The following is a 22877-nucleotide window of genomic DNA, read 5'->3' on the forward strand; positions in this document are numbered from 1 at the left end:
TTTTTCTTACTCCAAGCCATCTTTCTAAGCCCCATTGTTTGTTTCAACAATTTAAACGAAATTACGATTATCGTTTCCGAGCACGCTAAGCTGTGGGACGTTGGAAGCAACGAAATGAAGCATTGGTGGGAGATACTTCAATCATGTGAAAGCTCTGACATAACCTTTGGATTCAGCTATAAATATTCGATATATCGTAACTTTCTACCGTTTAATAACATTGCATTATAGGATATATTAAATTTTAAGCAATAGGAGAAGGAGGTGTATTATGTTCAAAAATGCCTTTAAGATGTTTGGTGTTATTGGCAATATTGAAGCGATTTCATATCTGCTGCTTGTGTGTATCGCTATGCCACTTAAATACGCAGCTGGAATGCCACAAATGGTAAGCTGGGTGGGTATGATCCATGGGGTACTGTTCGTGGCCTATGTTGTAGCCACTGTGGTCATGCTGATTCTGCGAAAAATAACGCTATTGCAAAGTCTTGCAGCCTTGATTGCATCGCTGTTGCCGTTTGGTCCTTTCATTTTTGATCGTAAGGTGCTTAAGAAAGCCGAAGCACGGGCCAGTCATACCAGCCCGATAAAAGCTACATAAGCATGTACAAGGGAAAGTGCCAACACAATAACGTTGCTTTCTCTTCCCACTCATGCAGCAGTATACAAAAACAACCGATGGCTCTAAACCACTCGGTTGTTTTTGTATACGCGAATTGTAAATTGTTACTTTCCCACGCAGTAAGGGAGACTCTAACTTTGTCATTCTTTTCTTCCCTATCTGCTATATTTATGTAATCACAACAACTAATCTCTCGGGTAATTTACACTCATAATATCCATAAAAGGAACTTTATCCGTTTCTCCATTACTCTCTACATGAACCTTTCCTGTTCTCGGGTCCATTTTAACAATTTGTCCACGGGTTGTTTCTTCGCGTCCCCATACGGTCAATACAACTTCGGATTGCTCTCGTTGTGCTTCTACAAGCTGATTCCCGATTTCCTCCAGTACAAATTCATCCCGAGTAGGCCGTTTGGGTACCTTCGCTTTTGCCACTTGCTATCACCCTTCCTTCGTGCAAAATCAAAATCAAATTCATTCTATTTTACCATACTTTTCATCATTTGGTGCTGGTAATGTGAGTAAAATTACGTCTCAGAACCACAAAAAAGCCGAGTTCTCAAAACCGAAAACACCGGCTTTTTAAAGTTGCTTGTTGGAGCTCATTAGGAGCGATTGAAAATCGAAGAGACAGGATTATTTGACCAACTGTGGAATGTAATCCACGATATTATAAATAGGAGCACTGCTCTGTTGCGTAACGGCCAAAATCAATGCACCTTCGAGCATCGAAATAATAAGTACCGCCAGACTATGTGCCTTTTCCTCTTCCCAGCCCGAATCCTGAAGGCGCTCCATGTAGATGTGCTGCCAATCTGTAAACGTATTCACACAAGCATGACGTAGCGATTCACTAATACAGGAAGTTTCCGCAGCAGCCCAGAAGCCAATCGGCATGAAGTCGTTAAAGCCGGTACGGTCTGCCTCCTCAGCTGTATTACGGATAAAATCCTGAATGGCTAGTACTGGATTATCATTCCCGTTCAGTGTCTGTTTTAATTTTTGCTTTATAAACTCATTCCCTCTTCTTATGCACTCCAAAGCCAATTCTTCTTTACCACGCGGAAAATAATAATAAAGTGACCCTTTCGGTGATCCACTCTCCGCAAGAATCTGATTCAGTCCGGTCGCGTGATACCCCTGATGAAAAAAGAGCTTCGATGCGGTTTGTACGATATTCTCGTATGATTCGGGTTTAGCAGCCATATACAGCATCCTTCGTTATATAGTAGTTATAACTTATACTTTGACAAAAAAATAACAACATGTTTATTATATATAGACCGATCGTTATAATTCAACACCATTAATTTATTGGAGGAACAAAAACAACATGAATACAATGAGTCAATCGAGTTCACCCTCTGAACCCAAAACGTTCAAGGTGCTACCTATTATGATTGCCCTGCTCCTTAGCGGCTTTATTGGGATGTTCAGTGAAACGGCACTTAACATTGCACTGAATGATTTGATGCAGATTTTGCATATTACAACTGCAACAGCCCAATGGTTGACTACCGCTTATCTGCTTACACTCGGTATTTTAGTACCTGTATCGGGATTGCTGATTCAAACCTTTACGACAAGACAGCTGTTTGTGACATCGTTGCTGTTTTCAATAGCTGGTTGTCTCGTTGCTGCACTTGCACCTACTTTTTCAGTGCTATTGATCGCACGTATTCTTCAGGCCATTGGTACAGCGTTGTTATTGCCGTTGATGTTTAACACCATCTTGATCATTTTCCCGGCTGAAAAGAGAGGCGCGGCTATGGGGATCATCGGATTGGTAATTATGTTTGCACCTGCCGTGGGACCTACCATTGCAGGACTGGTACTGCAAAATCTGTCTTGGCACTGGATCTTCTGGATTTCCCTTCCGTTCTTGGTTCTCTCGCTGATTTGCGGTATTTTATTTATGCAAAACGTTTCAGAAACGACCAAGCCTAAAATTGATCTTTTATCTATCCTCCTGTCTTCCATTGGCTTCGGCGGTGTTGTGTTTGGTTTCAGTAAATCCGGAGAAGGTGGCGAAGGTTGGGCTAGCCTGATGGTTCTGCTTCCTGTGATTGTCGGTCTGGTATCGTTGATACTGTTCTCTGTACGTCAGTTGAAGATGAAGCAGCCTATGTTGAACTTGCGTGTGTTTAAATATCCTATGTTCGTGATCGGCGTTATTATGGTGTTCTTATGTATGATGACGATCCTTTCTACGATGCTGATTCTTCCACTCTTTTTGCAAAAAGGGCTGGCTTTGTCTGCTCTAACAGCAGGTTTGGTACTTCTGCCTGGTGGGATTATCAACGGTCTCTTGTCTCCCATTATGGGCTCCCTATTCGATAAATTCGGTCCCAAATGGCTTGTCATTCCAGGGCTTGTGATCGTGGCCGCTGTTTTATTTTTCCTGTCTGGCATTACAACAACATCAACTCTCGTACTCATTATTGTGCTTCATAGTTGCTTGATGATCGGCATTTCCATGATTATGATGCCAGCTCAGACAAACGGACTTAACCAGCTCCCTATGGATTTATACCCAGACGGAACGGCCATTATGAGCACGCTCCAACAAGTTGCTGGTGCTATCGGTACAGCCGTAGCGGTAAGCATTCTCTCGAAGGGCATGGACAGCTATTTGAGCCAATCCAGTATGCCTGAATCCGTAAATGAAATGGCCAATGCCATGGCAATCGGATCACAAAATTCATTTTTCTTTGCGATGATCATCAGTGTGATCGGGTTGATCCTTGCGTTTTTCATCCGTAGAGTTCATGTTGAACATGGCACTGCCAAAGCACCCATGCATTAATTCATAAATTTTTAGCCATTCCAAATTAAACATTTCTAAATATACTTAAAGGCTGCTAACCATCTCACTATTGGTTATGCAGCCTTTTTTCATATGAATTTACATACACATTCATCAATTACATATTTACAAAGCTCCTTCATTTGGTTACGATATGGTTTATGAATTAAAGCGTAAAAATTACGATTACTATTAAGGAGGACTCCCTGTTGTTTAAGCGTTCGTATTTTAATCTATTTATACCTGCGGTAATGGCGGTGATGATGGCAGCCTGCGCTTCATCTCCGTCAGCTTCACCCTCTCCATCTGCTGCACCACAAGATAAAAGTGTCACCTTATTGTTTAACGTGCAAAGCCCTTCTATAGACCCTCATTCAGATGTAAATTACACAGCTGTTCGTGCTGGAGTAAGTGAAACACTGATCAAAGTGAACAAGGATCTTAAGCTGGAAGCTTGGCTTGCAGAGAAATGGGACAGCAAGGACGGACAGCACTGGACCTTCAACATCCGACCAGGTGTGAACTTCCACAGCGGTAAAGACGTCAATGCTGCTGCTGTCAAAGCCTCTTTGGAAAGAGCGTTAAAGCTCAATCCATCGGTCAAAAATGGGCTGCATATCCGTGATATTCATGCGGATGGACAGATTTTGACCATTACGACAGACAAGCCTTTCCCGGAATTTGTGTCTGAGCTGGTTCATCCGAATACGGCTATTATAGACACCACAGCTACAGGTGACCTCCCATCAGGGACGGGACCGTTCAAGGTTGCCAGCTTCCGTGCTGGAAGTGAACTGAATTTAGATCGCAATGAACAATATTGGAACGGTGAAGTAAAGTTGAAACATGCCAAATTCATGTTTAACGAAGACGCCAATGCGCGTCAGCTTGCTTTTCAAGCCAAAACAGCTGATATTGTGTATCGCCCGCCAATTGAAAGCTTGGAGCTAATGAAAGCTGATTCTACTGTTAAGGTAGACTCGCTTCCTAGTTTGCGAACGCATCAACTGATTTACAATATGAACAATAACGATCTGAAAAAGACGGCTGTGCGTAAAGCATTCGATAACCTGATCAACCGGGATGAGATTGCCAGTGGTATCATGTCTGGTCAGGGAACCCCTGCTCAAGGCCCGTTCTTGTCCGACTTTCCTTTTTCACCGAAATATATTACGAAACAGTTTGATTTGAATGCTGCACGAGAAGGCTTCAAGCAAGCTGGATATACAGTGCAGAACGGAAAAGTTGCGAACCCCGACGGCAAGCCGCTTCATCTTACATTGCTAACTTACCAGTCGAGAGCGGAGCTTCCACTCATTTCCCAGCTGATTCAGGCTAACGCTAAAGAACTTGGCATTACGATTGATATCCGTCAGGTTGATAATATTGACGAATATCTCGCCGCACATCAGGATTGGGATTTAGCGACTTATAGTAGCATTACAGCCCCGCGCGGCGATGCAAGCTATTTTCTGAATGCGGCTTACATGCCTGAAGGAGCACTGAATTATGGGCGTGTGCATGTACCAGAACTCACGGGTATGATTTCACAGCTGAACACAACCGTGAATGAGGAACAACGCAACAAGCTGGCGCTGAAGGCTGTCACGCTGATTGACCAACAAAATCTGCAATCCTTTCTGGTCCATCCTAACAACGTAGTGGCCTATCGCGATTACGTACATAACTGGGTAACTAGCCAAAGTGAATACTACTTGCTGACCCAGGACCTGGATGTGAACTAGCATGTTTAAATCCATCGCCAAAAAGTTTCTTGAACTGGTTTTGTTCTTTCTTATTCTTTCCTTTGTGAGCTTTTGTCTGCTTAAGCTTGTTCCGGGCGATCCCGTCCGGAGCATTCTCCGAGTCGACGATGTAGCTGTGTCCAATCAGCAAATTGCAGATATGCGCAGCCAACTGGGGCTTGATCAGCCATTACCTGTACAATATGGGAAGTGGCTGATGCAGTTGCTTCAGTTTGATTTTGGACAATCTTATTTAACCCATCGTCCGGTATTCACAGAGTTTATGGAAAAACTGCCTTATACACTTCTGCTGACCGGAGGCTCCCTGTTCATTATGCTGCTGATAGCTCTCCCGCTCGGAACGATGGCAGCGCTCTACCGTAACCGCTGGATTGACAGAGCCAGTCGTGTGTTTGCCTTAATCTGCTCCTCGATTCCCAGCTTTTGGCTGGGGCTTTTGTTTATCGAATGGTTTGCAGTTAAATTGCGCATTTTTCCATCTATGGGTGAAGGAACCGCTTTTCATTTGGTACTCCCTTCTCTTACCTTAGGATTGGCAATGGCAGCCGTTTATGTACGAATGATCCGCGCAAGTCTGATTGAAAGCTCGGGGCAAGACTTTATCAAAGCGGCGCAAGCGCGTGGAATCAGCCCCATCCGCATTTTTTTCAGACACATGCTTCGTCACAGTCTAGTTCCGCTTATTACGGTATTCAGTGAGAGTATAGGCAGCCTACTGGGAGGTACAGTCGTAATTGAAGTGCTATTCGCCTATCCGGGGCTGGGCAAATGGATTGTGGATGCCATCGCTGCAAGGGATTACCCCATAATTCAGGGCTATACCGTATTTATGGCTGCATTCATTGTATGTATCAATATTTTGGTAGAGCTGTCCTACCGTTGGGTCAATCCTGAAATCGCTTTGAAGGAGAAACGTTTATCATGATAAAATCCGTACATGCGGAAAACGGGCTGCTCACTAGAACACGATTGTCCAAAACATGGATCGTGTCGCTCTCCATCCTGCTTATTCTTGCAGCAATTACAGTCGTTCCGTTTCTTGCACCGCAAGATCCGTATCGTATCCAGATGGGGAATCGACTACAATCAATCAGCGCTACACACTGGCTGGGAACGGATCATTTGGGCAGAGATGTACTATCGAGAGTGATAGCTGGACTTCGGACGACTGTCGGAACCAGTTTATTGATTTTGGCCGTTTCGCTGGTTGTCGGGGTCCCTCTAGGTCTGCTTTCAGGATTTATTGGAGGCTGGATGGATCGTGTATTCAAGCGGGTGGTCGATGCCTTCATGACATTACCTGATTATATTTTTGCCATTGTACTGAGCGGTTTGCTCGGACCAGGCTTAGTAAATCTTATTTTCGCGGTGACTGCGGTAAAATGGGTTGGTTATGCACGTCTGGTGCGTAGTACCGTTCTGGCAGAAAAGCAAAAGGATTACATTTCGTTATCCATACTGGCGGGTACCTCCTCCCTGCGGATTGTCATGCGGCATATTCTCCCCCATGCAATTGGGAATGTTCTTGTGTTGGCTACGCTGGATATCGGCAAAATCATTTTAATGATTGCCTCCCTATCTTTTTTGGGCTTAGGTCCACAGCCGCCAATTCCCGAATGGGGTACTATGTTGAATGAAGGACGAGCGTATTTTCAAATGGCTCCCCACCTGATGCTGGTTCCAGGGATAGCTGTCGTGCTAACAGTGCTACTGGCGAACGTATTGGGAGACAAACTGCGCGACCGTTATGATGTTAAAACCCGGACAGAGGAGTGAGCTGTATATGCTGACTATTGAAGGCTTAACGATTCGGACAAATGTAAAAACGATTGTAGAGCAACTGGAGCTTGCCATTCGTCCGGGGGAATGGTGTGCTCTAGCCGGCGAAAGCGGTAGCGGCAAAAGCATGACGGCGTTCGCTATCGGCGGCCTTCTCCCCTCTTCTGTTACAGCGGAAGGAATCATTGCGTGGAAGGACAATAATTTGCTAGCCCTATCCGTTAAACAACGACGTTCTTTGCTGGGTAGTGAAATATCTTACATTTTTCAAGACTACCACGGGGCTTTCACCCCCTTTCTGCGTGTAGGCAGCCAACTGGACGAGCTGATGCGCGCCCATGGCAAACAAGATCGCAAGGCGCGCAAACAGCGCTGTATCGAGGTGCTGGAGCGCGTACAGCTTCCCGCCGAGCGTGTGTACCGCAGCTATCCGTTCCAGCTCAGCGGCGGTCAATTGCAACGGGCAGCTATTGCGGCTGCACTACTGCTGGAGCCGAAGTTGCTTATTGCCGACGAGCCTACAACAGCGCTGGATACGCTCACAGCTCATCGGGTGCTCCAACTCATTGACCAAATCCGGACGGAGACGGGTATTTCCGTCTTGTGGATCACTCACGACCTGCGTCATGTACGCAAGTATGCAGATCGAATCGCAGTGATGCGCGAAGGCTCACTGGTTGAAATAGGTGACACGCAAGCGGTGCTGAACCATCCGGACCACCCGTATACTCGTCGTCTACTGGCGGCTATTCCGCCGCTGTCTCCGGGCGCTCCAGCACGTTTACCTTACAACAGCACTGAAGAACAGAACGCAATGGAAAGGAGCGCTTTACATGGATAACCAAGCCACCTGCGCTCAGCGGCAAGACACTTCTAATCCTGTCGTGACCGTCTCCGGTTTGACGAAGGCTTACGCTGGAGGCAAAACGGTGCTACAAGATGTTGCTCTGACGATCTCCCCCCGAGAATGTCTGGGCATCGTCGGGGAAAGCGGCAGTGGGAAAAGTACACTCGCTCGCTGTATTTTGACATTGGACCCATTTGATCAAGGTGAGCTTAGACTGGATGGACAGTCTATTCGAGGGCTAAAGCGGAGCGAATTAAAACGGATTCGCAGCAGGCTGGGTGCAGTATTTCAACATCCATCTGCGGCTTTGAACCCCAGACTAACCATCCTGCACTCCCTGCTGGAGCCACTGGACCAGCTTAAGTACTATGTTCCTTCCTTTATGGCGGGTATGTCCTTAGAACGTCGGGATATAGCAGAACATTTGCTTGATATGGTAAAGCTTCCAGCCAGCTATCTGGACAAGTTTCCACATCAGCTCAGCGGTGGGGAAAAGCAGCGTGTAACCATCGCACGTGCCATCAGCACAGAGCCGGATTTTATCGTATTGGACGAGCCAACGGCTAGTTTGGATGTGACTACACAAGCCACCGTTTTAAATCTGCTCAAGGATTTGCAGGATGAGCTAGGACTGGCTTATCTGTTTATCTCACATGATCTGGCGGCTGTGCACTTTATGAGTGATCGAATCATGGTCATGAAAGAAGGCAGTGTGGTTGAGCATTTTCCCAAAGAAGCATTATTTCACTCGGATCGCCATCCTTATACACAATCATTACTGGAGGTTTTTTCAACATGTTGCCTTCCCACCGAGCCTATCTTGCTTTAGCTATCCCTTTAATTATTTCGACGATTACAACCCCGCTGCTCGGTGCGGTGGATACAGCTGTAATCGGTCATTTGAGCCATTCCGCGTATTTAGGCGGTGTAGCGGTGGGCACTCTTATTTTCAATACTTTATATTGGCTGTTTGGCTTCCTGCGAGTCAGCACATCGGCTTTCACGGCACAAGCCGCGGGGGCACAAAATAACGACCAGAGCATAGCTGCTCTCATGCGCCCACTGGCCATTGCTCTACTCATTGGTGCGGTATTCATTGTGTTACAAAAGCCAATTCTGCTAGCTTCTCTTCAGCTAATCCATCCGGCTCAGGATGTAGCGGCGCAGGCAGCAATTTATTTTAACATTCGTATTTGGGGAGCCCCTCTTACATTGGTGAACTATGTGCTGCTCGGCTGGCTGATGGGATTATCCCGTGTGAAGGCTACATTATTTTTGCAAATTACAATGAACGTAATCAATATGGTATTAGCTATTGTATTTACACAGATGATGCATTGGAATGTCACTGGTGTAGCAAGCGCTACTCTGATTGCGGAGGCTCTTGCATGTATATTGGGTCTAGTTCTGGTGTTCCGCTCATCGATTTGGAGAGAATGGAAGCAAAGCGGACAGATGAATTGGCGAGGATGGTTTGGAGCTTCAGAGTTGAAAAGTGTCATGGCAACAAACCTTGATCTTATGATCCGCACAGCCTGTCTGCTGACGATGTTTAATCTGTTTACGGCGCGCAGTGCGAGCTTTGGGACCGATCAGTTGGCGGCGAACGCTATTTTGCTACAGATCCACTATATTATGGCTTACTTTTTTGATGGGTTCGCTAACGCCAGTAGCATTATGACGGGTCAGGCTCGGGGTGCCGGGGATCGTAAAATGCTGCAAAGGGTTATTCACTTGTCCTGGTTCTGGACACTGGTGACCAGCGTAGTGACGGGAGGATTATATTTCGCACTGAAAGAGCCGCTTATCTCGCTATTTACGGATAATGCCACAGTGATTAGTCTTACAGGTCCTTATAATGGATGGCTTGTGGTCTTTCCGCTGGCAGCCGGGCTGGGACTGGTATTCTACGGTGTGTTTACGGGGATGACGGTAACGTATCCGATCCGTAATTCGATGCTGATCTCATTGCTCTGCTTTTTGATCGCTCTCTTCTGGTGCGTTCCCTATTATGGGAATCACGGACTTTGGCTATCCTTTATCGTATTTGCACTAGGACGGTCACTGTTTCTTGTAATCTATTTACCTCGCTTGCAGAGGATATAGCAGCACCTGATTTACATCGCTCTCAAAAACAAAGGATGTCCCAACAACCATGTACGTGATGTTGGGACATCCTTTTATTATATATTCATACGGCTTTCAGGTTAGAAGTTTGCAAAATCCTTTTACTCGCCTTGTGGAACGGTCAAGCCCAGACCATCCGCTACACGACGTCCATATTCAGGATCAGCTTTATAAAAATGACCGATCTGACGCAGTTTGATTTCATCACTTTCTACGGGCTTCATCGCATTTACGATGTTTCGAACCAGACGTGAACGCTCTTCTTCACTGAGCAAGCGGTACAGATCCCCTGGCTGTGTGTAGTGATCGTGATGATCGTAGGCTACACTTTGAGCCTCGCCAGACACTTCAAAAGGAGCAATTTTGTGCGCAGGTGATTCTTTGGGTCCACCGAGACTATTAGGCTCGTAATAAACAGATCCTCCGCCATTGCTGTCACTACGTAATGCACCATCGCGTTGGTAGTTGTGTACTTCTGCATGCGGACGGTTGATCGGCAACGAATTATGATTTGCACCTACACGGTAGCGATGTGCGTCGCCGTAGGCAAACAGGCGTCCTTGCAGCATTTTATCCGGGGATGCTTCAATTCCAGGAACAAATGAACCCGGAGAGAATGTCGCCTGCTCTACCTCAGCAAAGTAGTTCTCAGGATTACGATTCAGCACCATGCGCCCAACCTCAATCAGCGGATAATCCTTTTGAGACCATACTTTTGTCACATCAAATGGATCAAAGCGGTACGTATCTGCATCTTCTACAGGCATAATCTGCACATGAAGTTTCCATGCAGGAAAATCACCTTTTTTGATGGCATTAAACAAGTCTTCTGTATGATAATCCGGATTTTCACCGGCAATTTTCGCAGCCAAATCCACATCAAGATTTTGCACACCTTGCTCTGTTTTAAAATGATATTTCACCCATACTGCCTGTCCTTCGGCATTTACCCACTTGAACGTGTGACTACCGAAACCATGCATATGTCTAAGTGTAGCTGGAATACCGCGGTCAGACATAAGGATACTTACCTGATGCAGCGATTCAGGAGATAAGGACCAGAAATCCCAGACCGCATTCGGGTTTTTCAGATGGGTTTGGGGATGACGTTTTTGCGTATGAATAAAGTCAGGAAATTTAATGGCATCCCGAATAAAAAACACAGGGGTATTATTGCCCACGAGATCATAGTTGCCTTCTTCTGTATAAAACTTCACCGCAAAACCACGTGGGTCGCGTACAGTATCGGACGAGCCCAGCTCACCCGCCACAGTAGAAAAACGGATAAACATCGGTGTACGCTTGCCCACTTCAGACAAGAAGCTTGCTTTTGTATATGCAGACAAATCATTAGTGACTTCAAAATATCCGTGCGCCCCTGCACCTTTTGCATGAACGACACGTTCCGGCACACGCTCCCGATTAAAATGCGCCAGCTTCTCCAGCAGATGCACATCCTGAATTACTGTGGGACCCCGTGAGCCTGCTGTGATCGAATTTTGATTATCTCCAACAGGAGCGCCCCAGCTTGTAGTCAGGTTCGTTGGTTGGTTACTCATGATTGAAATCACCTCTTGAATGAATTGGTTAACTATGTGCCTTTCACTATAAATTGTGCACAAACAAAAATCAATACTTTTTTATAATTATTATAATCTAGGATTTAGAATTAGTTTAAAATCATAAATAAAAAAGCAAGCCCCATAAGGCTTGCCGTAAATGCAGTACTGTATTTATTCACCAATATATATGTTTCATTTTTACTTTCTATAATGATTACTTTGATCACTTCTCGAAGTTTTGCCATTGAGGCTTTCAGACAATATTCATGTAGAATTCATCATAAAATCATAATAGCAGCCGCTTCCTATCAAGAAAATCCAAGATATCCTGAACCGACTGGATTACCTCTCGACCTTCAGTAGATACGATTAGATCAGGTTCCAGCGGTGCTTCATAGGGAGCATCAACCCCCGTAAAATGATGAATTTCTCCGGCACGCGCTTTCTTGTACATTCCTTTTGGATCGCGTCGCTCACATTCCTCCAGGCTGCATTGTATATAAATCTCATAGCAACCTTCCTGCTGTAAAATCTCCTTTACCATTTCACGATCTTCACGATAAGGGGAAATGGTGGCGCAAATCGTTAGAACACCCGCATGTGCCATTAGCTTTGCAACTTCAGCAATACGGCGGATATTTTCTTTACGGTCAACGGGCAGGAAACCTAGATTCTGATTTAAACCGTGCCGAACATTATCTCCATCCAAAATAAACGTGTGTATGCCTCGTGCGTATAACGCTTTTTCAAGTGTGGAGGATACCGTTGATTTTCCCGAACCAGACAGCCCTGTAAACCAAAGCACCGGACTTTTATGGCCATTCAAAAGCTGACGCGCTTGCTTATCAATATCGGACACATGCCAGGTTATATTCGAAGATGGATTCATTCAGCACCTTCCTTTTTCATGGAATATTATAGTAAAACAGTTTTTATGCACTGCCTTCACTTCAAGAAAGAACATTTTTAAAGCTGTTTAAAGTATGTTGGTCTGCTTTGTGATCCAACACTGCAAAAACAATCCGGTCAAACAGCAAACCATATCCTTCATCTATAAGCACTTGCTTGAACCAGAGGGCAACCTCTTCTGGCTTATTGCGAAATACTCCGCAACCATAGGCTCCCAGCACAAGATGTTCTACGCCGTTTTGCTTAGCCATTCCAAGAACGTAACGGATCCGCTGCAGCATCACTTCCCCAATCCGATTCACCTGCTCTGGCTCCCGTTCTCGCACAACTCCAGCATTTACAGCAGGTGCGGTCAGGAAGTCGACTTGATATGGCTTCTCCAACAATGTTCCCTGATCATCCCGAAATACCGGAACTTCAGGCGAATAAATCATATAATCTGAATAAAAACAGCTCCGCAGCTTCCGATTATGTCCATACATCTCTTCCATTTGTGAAATGCAAGGATATAACGCTGACGAACGAGCCAAGCTTTCTTCTTGAGCCTGGCTGCCTCCGAGAAATCCACCTCCCGGGTTTTTAGCTGATGCAAAATTCAAACACGCCACGTGGGTCAGCTTCTCCTCTACCTGGAGTCTGTATGCCGCCTGTAACGTGCTTTCTCCCGTAATTTCCAATTTTGCAATAATCGTCTGTTCTTCTATGCGGGAAGAAGGCCCCATATACTTTTTATTCTTTGCTCTGTTTCTTGCTTTACAGCTACCAGTTGAGAAGGTGTATATAACTTCGAGCCTGTGACCGCATTTCCTATCTCTTTTGTCATATTTACTTGAATCTGTTTGGTATTCGTGTAATATCCATTCTCCAAAATGGATAGTGTCTCCTGCGCCATATGTGATCGTGCATCCCGGCTACTCCGGGAATTCATTGTATTTCTCATGGTGACTATTCCTCCTTTTGCAATACATCCTCACGTAAATTCGTCAATATTTCCCCAAGCCAGTTCGTACCACGCCATAGCTTGCGGTTCCGTATACGAGTATCGCTCTCAGCTAAGCCTACACCCCAAATGGTGTCGGTTGGACTAGCCTCAACCAGAGTGGTTCCTTTCGTTTTAAGCAGGTGCTTGAGCAAATTCGGATTTTGTGTAAACTTGGCGTAATTACCGTCATATACAAATTGCCGGCAATTGGCCTCCCACAAGGATTGGTCAAATCCGCGCACACTGCGGCCCCGGGCTTTTTGCTCCCTTGGGGTAGGTGCTTGCATAATTTTCAAGGCTGCCTCTTCATCCCCAAAAAGCTGTGCTTTTTTCAACATCATATATTGCTCGGCACAGTTAAACTCCAATCCATCCACGACAAAATCAGAAGGATACCATTGTGAAAATGGCGAATGACTACGATAAAAAAACGTAAACTTTTCCATAAAGATTCCTCATTTCATATTCCTTATGCTACATAAAACGCGACCGAGGCTTAAATCGGTATAACTTGGACGGACGATGTCCAGCCGCCTTTCTATACTCATTGGTTTCTTCCACGAGATCAGCTATTTTGCGACGAAAAGCTGCGGCCAACAGCTCCTTACCTAGAATAATTTCATACACCTGCTGAAGCTCACTCAGTGTAAATAGAGCTGGCATCAGGTGAAACGCGATATCTGTGTATTCTATTTTGCTGCGCAGACGCTCTATACCGTACGCAATAATTTTGGCATGATCAAAAGCAATTCCTTGTGATTCCAGCACCTCTCGCTTGATTTCAATGGTTCTTCCCTTAAGAATTTCAGTTATTTTTACTTTGGCTGATAGATGGATGTCCCCATGCTTCAATGTGATATCAATGTCTTGTTCCCATGTGTAACCTTCCAGCTGCTTCGTCCGCGTTTCCTGAGCTACGCTGTAATCCAGCTCAAACCACTGGGCATCATCGGCATCATCCCCCGCCTGTACCTCCAAGGAATCGTGATCCACCAATGCCATGTAAGCGCAGCTGATTACCCGCATACGAGGATCACGTGCCACATCTCCCCAAGTATATAGCTGCTCCATATAAATCTGATCCACATTCGTTTCCGTTTTAAGCTCGCGTCGTGCAGCCTCTTCCAGACTTTCATCTATACCTACAAAACCACCCGGCAACGCCCATTGCCCTATATAGGGATGCTCCCCTCTTTGGATCAAAAGAAGCTGAAGGGTCTTCTCCGGCAGCTTCCGGTAATTTTGTTGGAGCTGATCCATTACCGTAAATAGCAGCATATCTACCGTTACGGATGGGCGCTCATATTCATTCGCATCATACAGGGCCAAGAACTCCTCTTCCGTCAAGCCACTGTGATTATGTTTCGATCCATCTGTCACTTGCCTCACCTACCTGTTCATATATGGGTCATTTGTCGCTTTTAATTCAAAAGTGACGAATGCTCTATGTAACTTTTAATTTGAATTAATTGATAAAAACAAAATGTTAATATCAATACAGTAATATATAAAAACTACTTCGTCAATAGGGTGTATAGTCCTATTTTTAATCATTTGATAGTACTATTAGACTGTTTACTGAATTTCACTTGTTGCTTATTGTCATATCATGTATGATGTTTTGGTCAATATAGGAAACACAACATACTAATCACGTAGGGAGAAGATCTAATTGTCTAACCAGTTTAATCCGCAATTCAATCAGCAAGGAGCACCATCCAGACCAGCCCCTGTTTACCCGCCTCCTGTATCATTCAAGGAGTGGATGATCAGTTTACTTCTGATGGCTATACCGGTAGTTGGACTTATTATGCTGTTTGTGTGGGCATTTAGCGGCTCGACTAATCCGAGCAAAGCTAACTATGCTAAAGCAGGCCTTCTTTGGGCCGCTATTGTAATTGTGATCTATATCATTATGGCTGTTGCTCTGTTGCCTGCTATCATAAGTTCATTGAATTCAAGCAGCTACTATTGATTCTAATTACATAGCAAAATAATCTTCCGATGAATAACCTGATCATCAGAAGATCTTTAAACTAAACTGCCGATCTCGTCGGCAGTTTTATTTGATTTCTTTTCGCTTTACTCTTTTATTTTCACAGCATAACGATTCATCATTCCCGGCATCCCCTGAAAATCAAGTTTGCCATAAGCGATCAACTGTTGAATCCGGTATTCCAAAAAAGTATCGCTTCTTGGCTGCGACCACTGCGTTAAAGCTTGACCTATTATTTTTCCGGTGTTCACAAATTCCAGATTATCAGCTAACTGTATCTGGCTAATCATAGCCAGCAAGGCCTGATCCAAATAATCCTCCGGCACATGAACAATACGGTCATTGTCCCATAATCTCAGGACACTCTCTTGCTCGCTAAGCTCCAACCACTCCCGTTCGTATCGACGTCGGTCTTCCATACACACCACATAAAGTTCATCTTCACTTCGCTTAATGAACCGTTCGATTTCTTTCGAATGCACCACGCCCATGGATAAAGGGAATGGACTCTCATTATATACATAATCATCCGGTTCCCGCTCCAAGGTATCCGTGACATTAATGACCCGAATAGGTGTAGCTCTGTTGCGCAAGAGATATAATGCAAAGCGTAATCCAACCTGCTCGTCAGCATTAGATCCACACCAGATTGTGATCGACTTATCATCCGGAATCTCACTAAGGGTAACCATCATCTGTTCAATACGCTGCTCCCAATTGGCGTAATGAAAAAACTCATAATGCATCATCCGTTCAGCCAACCAGCTGTGACGGTTTTCTTGTCCTTCTGGTGTTTCCAGCCTCCACAATGGTCCTATGGAAAACTGATCATTAAAAGTCAGCACGATACTCTCAAGCCGCAATCCTGCACCCGAAAGTCCTACCTTCATCGAGCCTGCGGCAGACTGAGAAAACAATAGATGCACATGCCTCTCCCGGGTGCGTTCATGCTCCAGGCGCTCATTTCGGCTCGTTTCCACATCATTTGCCCACTGTTTCAATATAGGAATAGCCCATTCAGGATTTTTGTCTGATAAGGCTGCAGCCTGCTCCAGTACACTACGTACAAAACCTCTAAGTCTTCGACCCTTAAAAACCTCATCATAGTCTTCATCAAAATTCGGTTCATTATGAGCTAACAACAAATCACTACCTCCTCTTATCAAATTCAATTCAAACTTGTCTTTCGACCAGAAATATCTTTAGAATAGGCGTATAGCTATCACTTCTTACTCTACAATAAAATACCACAGATTGGTTACTCGACTGGAGGAAAAGAAATGACATCGGAGTGGCAGAGATTACAGACCAAACTGCCGGAATGGGTAGAACAAAGCCGTCATGAGTATATTCATGGCAAGGTAGCAGCATATATTCCTGAGCTGTCCAAAGCCCCGGCCGACGCGCTGGGTGTTGTTGTAATGAACGGTGCGGGTGAAACTGTGGTAGCCGGAGATACGGAAATCCAATTTACGATGCAAAGTATCTCAAAGGTATTTACGCTCATTCTGGCCTTGATGGATAATGGAGAGGACGTTGTCTTCTCTAAAGTGGGTATGGAGCCTACCGGAGACCGTTTTAATTCCATGCTAAAGCTAGAACTAGTTGAACCGGGCATTCCGTTTAACCCACTGATTAACGCCGGAGCAATCGCAGTCTCCTCTCTGATTCGCGGGAACAGTCCAGAAGAGAGATTTGCCCGTGTTCTCCAATTTTTCCGCCTGCTTACCCACAATGACACATTGGAATATGATCAGGATGTCTACGATTCAGAATCAGCTACAGGCCATTTGAACCGTTCCCTTGCTTATTTTCTAATGGAAAAAGGAATTTTAAGAGGTCATGTGGAGGATGTGCTTGAAGTTTATTTCAGACATTGTGCTGTCAAATTGAACTGTACTGATTTAGCTCGTATGGGACTTGTATTAGCTTACAATGGTCGAGATCCAGTGACAGGTATACCGCTGATTCCCCGCCGCTATGTACAGATCGCCAAAACATTTATGACGACATGTGGCATGTATGACGCCTCAGGGGAATTCGCCATTCAAGTCGGACTACCTGCCAAAAGCGGCGTATCAGGCAGTATTATGACGATGGTACCCGGACGATATGGCATTGGACTGGTTGGACCTTCTCTGAACCGTATGGGCAACAGTACAGCTGGTGTACACTTGCTGGAGAAGATGTCTCGGGATTTGGACTGGAGCTTGTTCTAAGTATACGAAAAAAGGGTATTCCCAGCCTTTACGGCTTAATAGGAATACCCTTTTTTGTTACGTGCCTTCTTTGTTACGAGATTTGACCGTTAATCAGTTTAATTTGAATGCGGAACGGATCAGCTACATACTTGGCGCCCTCGCGTTCTTGCACTCCATAGCCTGCTGCCTCTAAACGAGCGACAATGGCATCCAATTCCTTCTGATCTGGTACGATCAATTCAAAATAATCCAATCCGGCAGCGTGCTCAGGAGCTGGTGGGGCTCCTTCACCTGCCCATATATTCAAGCCCATATGGTGGTGGTAACCACCTGCGGAAACGAACAAGGCTGAAGAGCCATACCGGCACGTAATGTCAAAGCCAAGCACATCGCAATAAAATTGCTGTGCTTTGAGCAAATTAGACACATGGAAGTGGACGTGCCCAATTACCGTTCCCTGAGGTAGTCCCTGCCAAGGTAGATTTTCGGAAATCGCAACCAAGTTTTCTGCATCCACGGGATCTGTTCCCATCATGTAAAATCCATTAGCATCCTTTTTCCATTGATCACGGGGACGATCTGCATAGATTTCAATTCCGTTATTATCGGGATCATGGATATAGAGGGCTTCACTTACATCATGATCTCCCTGTCCGATTTCAATCTCATGAGCCAGCAGATTACGTAAGGTCAGGCCCAGAGCTACACGGTTTGGTAAAAGAATAGCAAAATGATATAACCCGGCAGCAGATTGACGCGGCAGAATAACTGCATTTTCAATATAGTTAAGGATCAGTAGCGCATGCTTCCCATCGACAGTCAATTCGGCGGTATTCGCCGTTTGACGCAGTAGCTGAAAACCAACCACCTCTGTATAAAATTGAATAGAACGCTCCAAGTTACTAACTTTTAATGAAACCTGCCCAATTTTGGTGTTGTCATGTATATGTGCTGTCATGAGATTTCCCTCTTTCTACATGGATTGGAGGACTAAACAATCAAAAATTACTTTTCTGTTGACTCACGACGCCCGAACAAAGAGTCCAGAGACAAGCGAGTCGTTGGTGCAAATACCAGATGAAGAGCTACCAGAATAAAAGCAATATCCAGCTCATAGCCAGCGCCTTGACCATTCCCCATCAACCCGCCGGACAGTTTTGCTGTAAAAATGGCGCCGATCAAAACAATAACCAAAAGCCCAGATACATAACGAGTAAGCAATCCAAGAATCAATGCAATCCCGCCGACCAACTCAATCACCGCAACGACATAACCTAGAAATCCTGGAACGCCAATGCTGGCAAACCAGCCTGCTACATTACCCAACCCCATTTGGAATTTAGCAATTCCGTGTGCCAAAAACAAAATTCCCAGTGCCACCCGCATAATTGTAGAAATGTTTCTGCTTGCTGAACTCATGTTTATCTCTCCATTCTGTTTGTTTATTACACTCATACAAGTGCATATGAATAATTAATTTATATTACTAATAATTTGGTTAAAAAAATAATCCTGTCTGAATCTATGCCGCAACACATTAGTGTGAATCAAACTCGAATTATTAGTAATAGAAATAATTATTTTGTAATGTGAATTTATCATAAGAAACTGTAGTCTGTCAACAAATTATTTGGTATGATAAATATTAAATTAGTATACATTATATTTCCTTAAAGGAGGAACGTTCTATGAGTATAGGATGCAACATACGCGCTGCTCGTAAACGTAAAAATTTATCCATTCAGCAAATATGCGAACGAACCGGACTATCGCAAGGGTTTATGAGTCAAGTAGAAAATAATAAAACCTCCCCTTCCATCGCTACATTGGACAGTATCGCTAATGCGCTTAAGGTCCCTCTCGCTTTTCTGCTTCTTAAAGATGAGGAACGGATGCAAGTAATTCGCAAGGACGAGCGCCGTAAAACCTTATATGGTAAAAACAACCTCCAGGTTGATCATTTGGGAGGGCAAGGAAACGTTAAAATGATGCTGGTGGACATGCCGCCAGGCTCGTCTACAGAAGAGGAGCATGCTCATGGGGGAGATGAGATTCATTTTATCTTGGAGGGCACGGTATACGTGGAGCAAGGCGAGGATTCGGCTACTCTGGAAGCAGGGGATTCCTTTAGCTGGAGAGCAGCTATCCCCCACTATGCCAAAAATGTGGGAGATAGCAACGCCCGAATTCTGATCTCCGTGTTTCTCGAAGCAGATAATGACGCTTAATCGATATTTACGCAAGCACGAAGTAACAAAAGTACAAATTCCATCAACAAAAGCGCGTACCGGAAGTATCTTTACTTCAACGATCCGCGCTTCTTATATTTTCACTTGCTATTGCTGTTCTTAACTTATTCCATCGCTTGTTGGACATCTGTACGCGATTCCCACGGTAACTTGAAGGTTTTCATAATTTGTTTGGTATCGGCCGGGAATCATTCCAGATCTATCTCTTTTTGGCTGCGTCAATGTCTCCAGGATTCAGACCTTCCCATATGTTTGGGATACTAACAGTCTCTGGATGCTCAAATACGAGAAACGCAGTCGGCAAATACCGCTCTCCGTATTCAGAAGAAGGCTTGTTCACAATGGCATTATCCTTGACGAGCACCGTTGAAGAACCTCCATCCAGATTAGCACCGATAACCGCTCTATGTTTAAGCAAAATATTTTGCATATCATACAAGTTGGCACCAATGCTGTACCCAGGCTGACGACCGTCGATGGTCACGAATATAATGGCCCCGTCTGCTCTTTGCCCCATTGCGGTACGGGGAGCAATTCCCCACCCCTCGCTTGCATTGCGAATCAAACCTTTCCCATTCACGATTAGGCGTGGTTGAAAAGTAACCGCTTCTTGTACATTCATTTTGGACAACTCTGACAACGAATAGTGACCGGCTATCATTTTTCCCTGTTTATCAATACCTACGATTTGAACAGAGGCATTTTTGCCCATGTCATTGTAGTATATCTCGCCCTGGGAAATGACAACGCCAATCGGTTTAAAACCATTCCCATTCCAGTTGGGATCGGCAAAGCCACCGCCATTTACGCCAGCAACAGCCCCTAAACGCTCGACCATACTAGATACCCTTTCTCCCCGGCCGACCTTGGCAGGAACCCCGAGCCGAATTTTAGTAGGGTCATGCACCGTCATAACATAGCCATGATAGTTACGGCCCGATACCTCTTCCACTTCAACCAGCGGCGTTTGTTGTACTTTGGTCGGTATCAGATCAGGCAAATTGATTGTATGTCTGTCCTTCTCCTCACCCATCGCTTCAAAACGGGCCGAATATTCAGCCACACGTTTTTTCGCCTCTGCTTCACCGATAAAGTACTTCGCCCAGTGACGATGTTGGGTCGTGATCAGCGTATCCGCAGCCAAATAGCGCATGTCCTTGCCAGATGACGTTAAGAACAACCACGCACCACCCCCTATTCCTGCTACCAGGAATACAATAAACAGTCGCAGTATAAAACGACCGAATTTTCCTTTTCGTTTCTTTTTTCTATTTTTCTGCCTGCGAGCTACTGCACGCTTTGGCAAGACTTCCGGTTTCATTCATCATCTCTCCTGTTATTGGTGACTTCTATCTTATTCATCACTATGGCCCATCAAATGATCCGTAACGATAGGCAGCGACATCTAACGACAATATCATAAACTAATTTTGTAGAATGATAGTGTCAATTTTTTAACAGATTCATCCACTCTGAAAAAAACACAGGAAAAAGTCCTCCACATGAATGTGAAGGACTGTAATTAAGGGTACTCTACGCTTTTTACGGAGCAGCCTCTGGTTCGAGCAGCATGAACAGTTCTTTCATCTGCTGTCGCTTGAGTTTGGGACTAAGCACATACAATGTATCGCCCGGTTCAATCACCGTCGTACCTCTCGGGGCAATAATTTGCTCGTTCCGAATTATAGCTGTGAATAAAATATCTTCAGGCAGCTGTATATCCTGAATCGCTTTGCCCGCAATCGACATCCCTTTTTGTACCTGAATGTGGTTAATTTCCGAAGTGGTTTTTCCCAGAGAAACTAATTCCAGCAGTGAAGGAGATGACGTCTCGTTAGGGTCCATCAAGCCAAGCTTCACCGCTAGCCACGAAATAGTGGTACCTTGAATAATCGCAGAAGTGAGCACGACGAAAAATACAACATTAAAAAACAAGGGTCCTACATCCATCTCATCCAGTAAAGGATAGGTTGCTAGTACAATAGGTACCGCCCCCCGCAGTCCTGCCCAGGATAACAGTGTCTTCTCGCGCACAGAGTATCTGGAAAAAAGTAAGCTTAGGAATACGCCTATTGGACGAGCCACGAGCATGAGGATGAAGGAGAGCGCCAAGCTTTGCCACGCAATGCCCAGCAATTGATCGGGAAAGACCAATAACCCGAGCAGGACAAACATCATAATCTGCACCATCCAGGCGAAACCATTGTTAAAATGGATAATGGATCGCTTGTAGGTCAAGTCGGAATTTCCCAAGACAATGGCCATGACATAAACCGCCAGCAATCCGCTTGCCTCCAGTAACGATGCCGCCGCATACGTCAAGACCGCAAATGCCAGCGCCATCACAGGATACAAACCGGATGAATCAAAATTCATTTTATTAATCGCATATACACCTATGCGTCCGAGTACAAAACCAACGACTAAACCGAAACCCATTTCCCATAAAAATAACAAGATATGTATCCAAATGGATTGCTCAGGGTGATGTATCAGCTCAATCAATGTTATCGTGAGAAATACAGCCATCGGGTCATTACTGCCGGATTCCGCTTCGAGCGTTGAGGTAATTCGTTTTTTGATGTTTTTACCTCCTAGAACGGAAAACACGGCCGCCGCATCGGTCGATCCGACAATAGCGCCAAACAGCATGGATTCCATCCAGCTTACGCCTAAAATAAACTTGGCGCATACGCCAATGACTACGGTCGTAATGATGACCCCTAACGTTGATAATGATAACGCAGGTCGAATAACTGGTTTAACGTCTGCAAACTTTGTCTGCATCCCGCCTTCAAACAAGATTACAATGAGCGCGAGAATGCCAACTAGCTGTGTGATAAAGGCATTATCAAAATAAATAAACTGACTGAGCACCATACCTACCGCAATAAACAAAACGAGCGCAGGCATACCGAAACGGCTGGAAAATTTGGTAGTCAGCACGCCGACCAGCAGCAAGCCGGACAGCAAAAGTACAATCAAATTAATAACGGTTGTCTGTTCCATACGGCTTCTCCTATCTTGAA

22 protein-coding genes and 1 pseudogene are annotated in these 22877 nt (G+C 44.9%); 11 read left to right on the top strand and 12 right to left on the bottom strand.

Annotated features, from left to right (window positions below; all coding sequences use genetic code 11):
• The first annotated feature begins 271 nt into the window (after positions 1-271).
• A complete protein-coding gene (locus tag ACWGXJ_RS13000; protein WP_061828314.1) occupies positions 272-601 on the top strand; it encodes a DUF3817 domain-containing protein in 330 nt (109 codons plus the stop codon).
• A gap of 206 nt (positions 602-807) precedes the next feature.
• On the opposite strand, the gene ACWGXJ_RS13005 is transcribed toward ACWGXJ_RS13000, so the two are convergent.
• Together ACWGXJ_RS13005 and ACWGXJ_RS13010 are read right to left on the bottom strand one after the other, a co-directional pair.
• On the bottom strand, positions 808-1059 hold the full coding sequence (locus ACWGXJ_RS13005; RefSeq protein WP_061828313.1) for a YolD-like family protein: 252 nt from the start codon (positions 1057-1059) through the stop codon (positions 808-810).
• 201 nt (positions 1060-1260) lie between these two features.
• Positions 1261-1830 (bottom strand): TetR/AcrR family transcriptional regulator, encoded by a 570-nt coding sequence (locus ACWGXJ_RS13010; protein ID WP_061828312.1) that lies wholly within the window; start codon positions 1828-1830, stop codon positions 1261-1263.
• 136 nt (positions 1831-1966) lie between these two features.
• Between ACWGXJ_RS13010 and ACWGXJ_RS13015 the strand changes: the two genes are divergently transcribed.
• The 7 genes from ACWGXJ_RS13015 to ACWGXJ_RS13045 all read left to right on the top strand — a co-directional run bounded on the left by ACWGXJ_RS13015 (position 1967) and on the right by ACWGXJ_RS13045 (position 9928).
• Positions 1967-3430, top strand: coding sequence for a DHA2 family efflux MFS transporter permease subunit (locus ACWGXJ_RS13015; protein ID WP_069291982.1), 1464 nt, complete (start codon positions 1967-1969; stop codon positions 3428-3430).
• 209 nt (positions 3431-3639) lie between these two features.
• Positions 3640-5175 (top strand): nickel ABC transporter substrate-binding protein, encoded by a 1536-nt coding sequence (gene nikA, locus ACWGXJ_RS13020; protein WP_452566912.1) that lies wholly within the window; start codon positions 3640-3642, stop codon positions 5173-5175.
• A gap of 1 nt (position 5176) precedes the next feature.
• Positions 5177-6121 carry a nickel ABC transporter permease gene (gene nikB, locus ACWGXJ_RS13025; RefSeq protein ID WP_452566913.1) on the top strand — a complete coding sequence of 315 codons (945 nt, stop codon included), beginning with the start codon at positions 5177-5179 and terminating at the stop codon, positions 6119-6121.
• Positions 6118-6972, top strand: coding sequence for a nickel transporter permease (nikC, locus tag ACWGXJ_RS13030; protein WP_452566914.1), 855 nt, complete (start codon positions 6118-6120; stop codon positions 6970-6972). The genes nikB and nikC overlap by 4 nt, the downstream gene beginning before the upstream one ends.
• A gap of 7 nt (positions 6973-6979) precedes the next feature.
• Positions 6980-7816 (top strand): ABC transporter ATP-binding protein, encoded by an 837-nt coding sequence (locus ACWGXJ_RS13035; RefSeq protein WP_452566915.1) that lies wholly within the window; start codon positions 6980-6982, stop codon positions 7814-7816.
• On the top strand, positions 7809-8651 hold the full coding sequence (locus ACWGXJ_RS13040) for an ABC transporter ATP-binding protein (protein WP_452566916.1): 843 nt from the start codon (positions 7809-7811) through the stop codon (positions 8649-8651). Before ACWGXJ_RS13035 ends, ACWGXJ_RS13040 begins: the two co-directional genes overlap by 8 nt.
• Positions 8618-9928 (top strand): MATE family efflux transporter, encoded by a 1311-nt coding sequence (locus ACWGXJ_RS13045; RefSeq protein ID WP_348619798.1) that lies wholly within the window; start codon positions 8618-8620, stop codon positions 9926-9928. The genes ACWGXJ_RS13040 and ACWGXJ_RS13045 overlap by 34 nt, the downstream gene beginning before the upstream one ends.
• A gap of 122 nt (positions 9929-10050) precedes the next feature.
• Here the strand turns inward: ACWGXJ_RS13045 and katA are convergent, their stop codons facing one another.
• The 5 genes and pseudogenes from katA to ACWGXJ_RS13070 form a co-directional block, all read right to left on the bottom strand.
• Positions 10051-11508: a catalase KatA gene (gene katA, locus ACWGXJ_RS13050; RefSeq protein WP_452566917.1), complete on the bottom strand. Its 1458-nt coding sequence runs from the start codon at positions 11506-11508 to the stop codon at positions 10051-10053.
• A 289-nt stretch (positions 11509-11797) separates the two neighbouring features.
• Complete coding sequence (cysC, locus tag ACWGXJ_RS13055; protein WP_452566918.1) at positions 11798-12400, bottom strand: adenylyl-sulfate kinase; 603 nt, start codon at positions 12398-12400, stop codon at positions 11798-11800.
• 61 nt (positions 12401-12461) lie between these two features.
• A pseudogene (locus ACWGXJ_RS13060) lies at positions 12462-13360 on the bottom strand (TIGR02452 family protein).
• 5 nt (positions 13361-13365) lie between these two features.
• Complete coding sequence (locus ACWGXJ_RS13065; RefSeq protein ID WP_452566919.1) at positions 13366-13848, bottom strand: NADAR family protein; 483 nt, start codon at positions 13846-13848, stop codon at positions 13366-13368.
• Between the two features lie 28 nt (positions 13849-13876).
• Positions 13877-14782, bottom strand: coding sequence for an NUDIX hydrolase (locus ACWGXJ_RS13070; protein WP_452566920.1), 906 nt, complete (start codon positions 14780-14782; stop codon positions 13877-13879).
• A gap of 292 nt (positions 14783-15074) precedes the next feature.
• Here ACWGXJ_RS13070 and ACWGXJ_RS13075 point away from each other — a divergent pair, with 292 nt between their 5' ends.
• Positions 15075-15377 (top strand): hypothetical protein, encoded by a 303-nt coding sequence (locus ACWGXJ_RS13075; protein ID WP_254347401.1) that lies wholly within the window; start codon positions 15075-15077, stop codon positions 15375-15377.
• 107 nt (positions 15378-15484) lie between these two features.
• On the opposite strand, the gene ACWGXJ_RS13080 is transcribed toward ACWGXJ_RS13075, so the two are convergent.
• Positions 15485-16543, bottom strand: coding sequence for a DUF1835 domain-containing protein (locus tag ACWGXJ_RS13080; protein ID WP_452566921.1), 1059 nt, complete (start codon positions 16541-16543; stop codon positions 15485-15487).
• Positions 16544-16678: 135 nt separating this feature from the next.
• Between ACWGXJ_RS13080 and glsA the strand changes: the two genes are divergently transcribed.
• Positions 16679-17617 (top strand): glutaminase A, encoded by a 939-nt coding sequence (glsA, locus tag ACWGXJ_RS13085; protein ID WP_061828299.1) that lies wholly within the window; start codon positions 16679-16681, stop codon positions 17615-17617.
• Between the two features lie 73 nt (positions 17618-17690).
• Here the strand turns inward: glsA and ACWGXJ_RS13090 are convergent, their stop codons facing one another.
• Together ACWGXJ_RS13090 and ACWGXJ_RS13095 are read right to left on the bottom strand one after the other, a co-directional pair.
• On the bottom strand, positions 17691-18557 hold the full coding sequence (locus tag ACWGXJ_RS13090; RefSeq protein WP_452566922.1) for a VOC family protein: 867 nt from the start codon (positions 18555-18557) through the stop codon (positions 17691-17693).
• Positions 18558-18604: 47 nt separating this feature from the next.
• Complete coding sequence (locus tag ACWGXJ_RS13095) at positions 18605-19018, bottom strand: DoxX family protein (RefSeq protein WP_061828297.1); 414 nt, start codon at positions 19016-19018, stop codon at positions 18605-18607.
• Between the two features lie 269 nt (positions 19019-19287).
• Here ACWGXJ_RS13095 and ACWGXJ_RS13100 point away from each other — a divergent pair, with 269 nt between their 5' ends.
• On the top strand, positions 19288-19827 hold the full coding sequence (locus ACWGXJ_RS13100) for a helix-turn-helix domain-containing protein (protein WP_250268463.1): 540 nt from the start codon (positions 19288-19290) through the stop codon (positions 19825-19827).
• 220 nt (positions 19828-20047) lie between these two features.
• On the opposite strand, the gene ACWGXJ_RS13105 is transcribed toward ACWGXJ_RS13100, so the two are convergent.
• Both ACWGXJ_RS13105 and ACWGXJ_RS13110 read right to left on the bottom strand, forming a co-directional pair.
• Positions 20048-21169, bottom strand: coding sequence for a phosphodiester glycosidase family protein (locus ACWGXJ_RS13105; protein WP_452566923.1), 1122 nt, complete (start codon positions 21167-21169; stop codon positions 20048-20050).
• A gap of 221 nt (positions 21170-21390) precedes the next feature.
• Entirely contained in the window at positions 21391-22857 is a 1467-nt protein-coding gene (locus ACWGXJ_RS13110; protein WP_446674849.1) for a potassium/proton antiporter, read from the bottom strand.
• Positions 22858-22877: the final 20 nt, after the last annotated feature.

The sequence above is a fragment of the Paenibacillus sp. S33 genome (assembly GCF_053615415.1).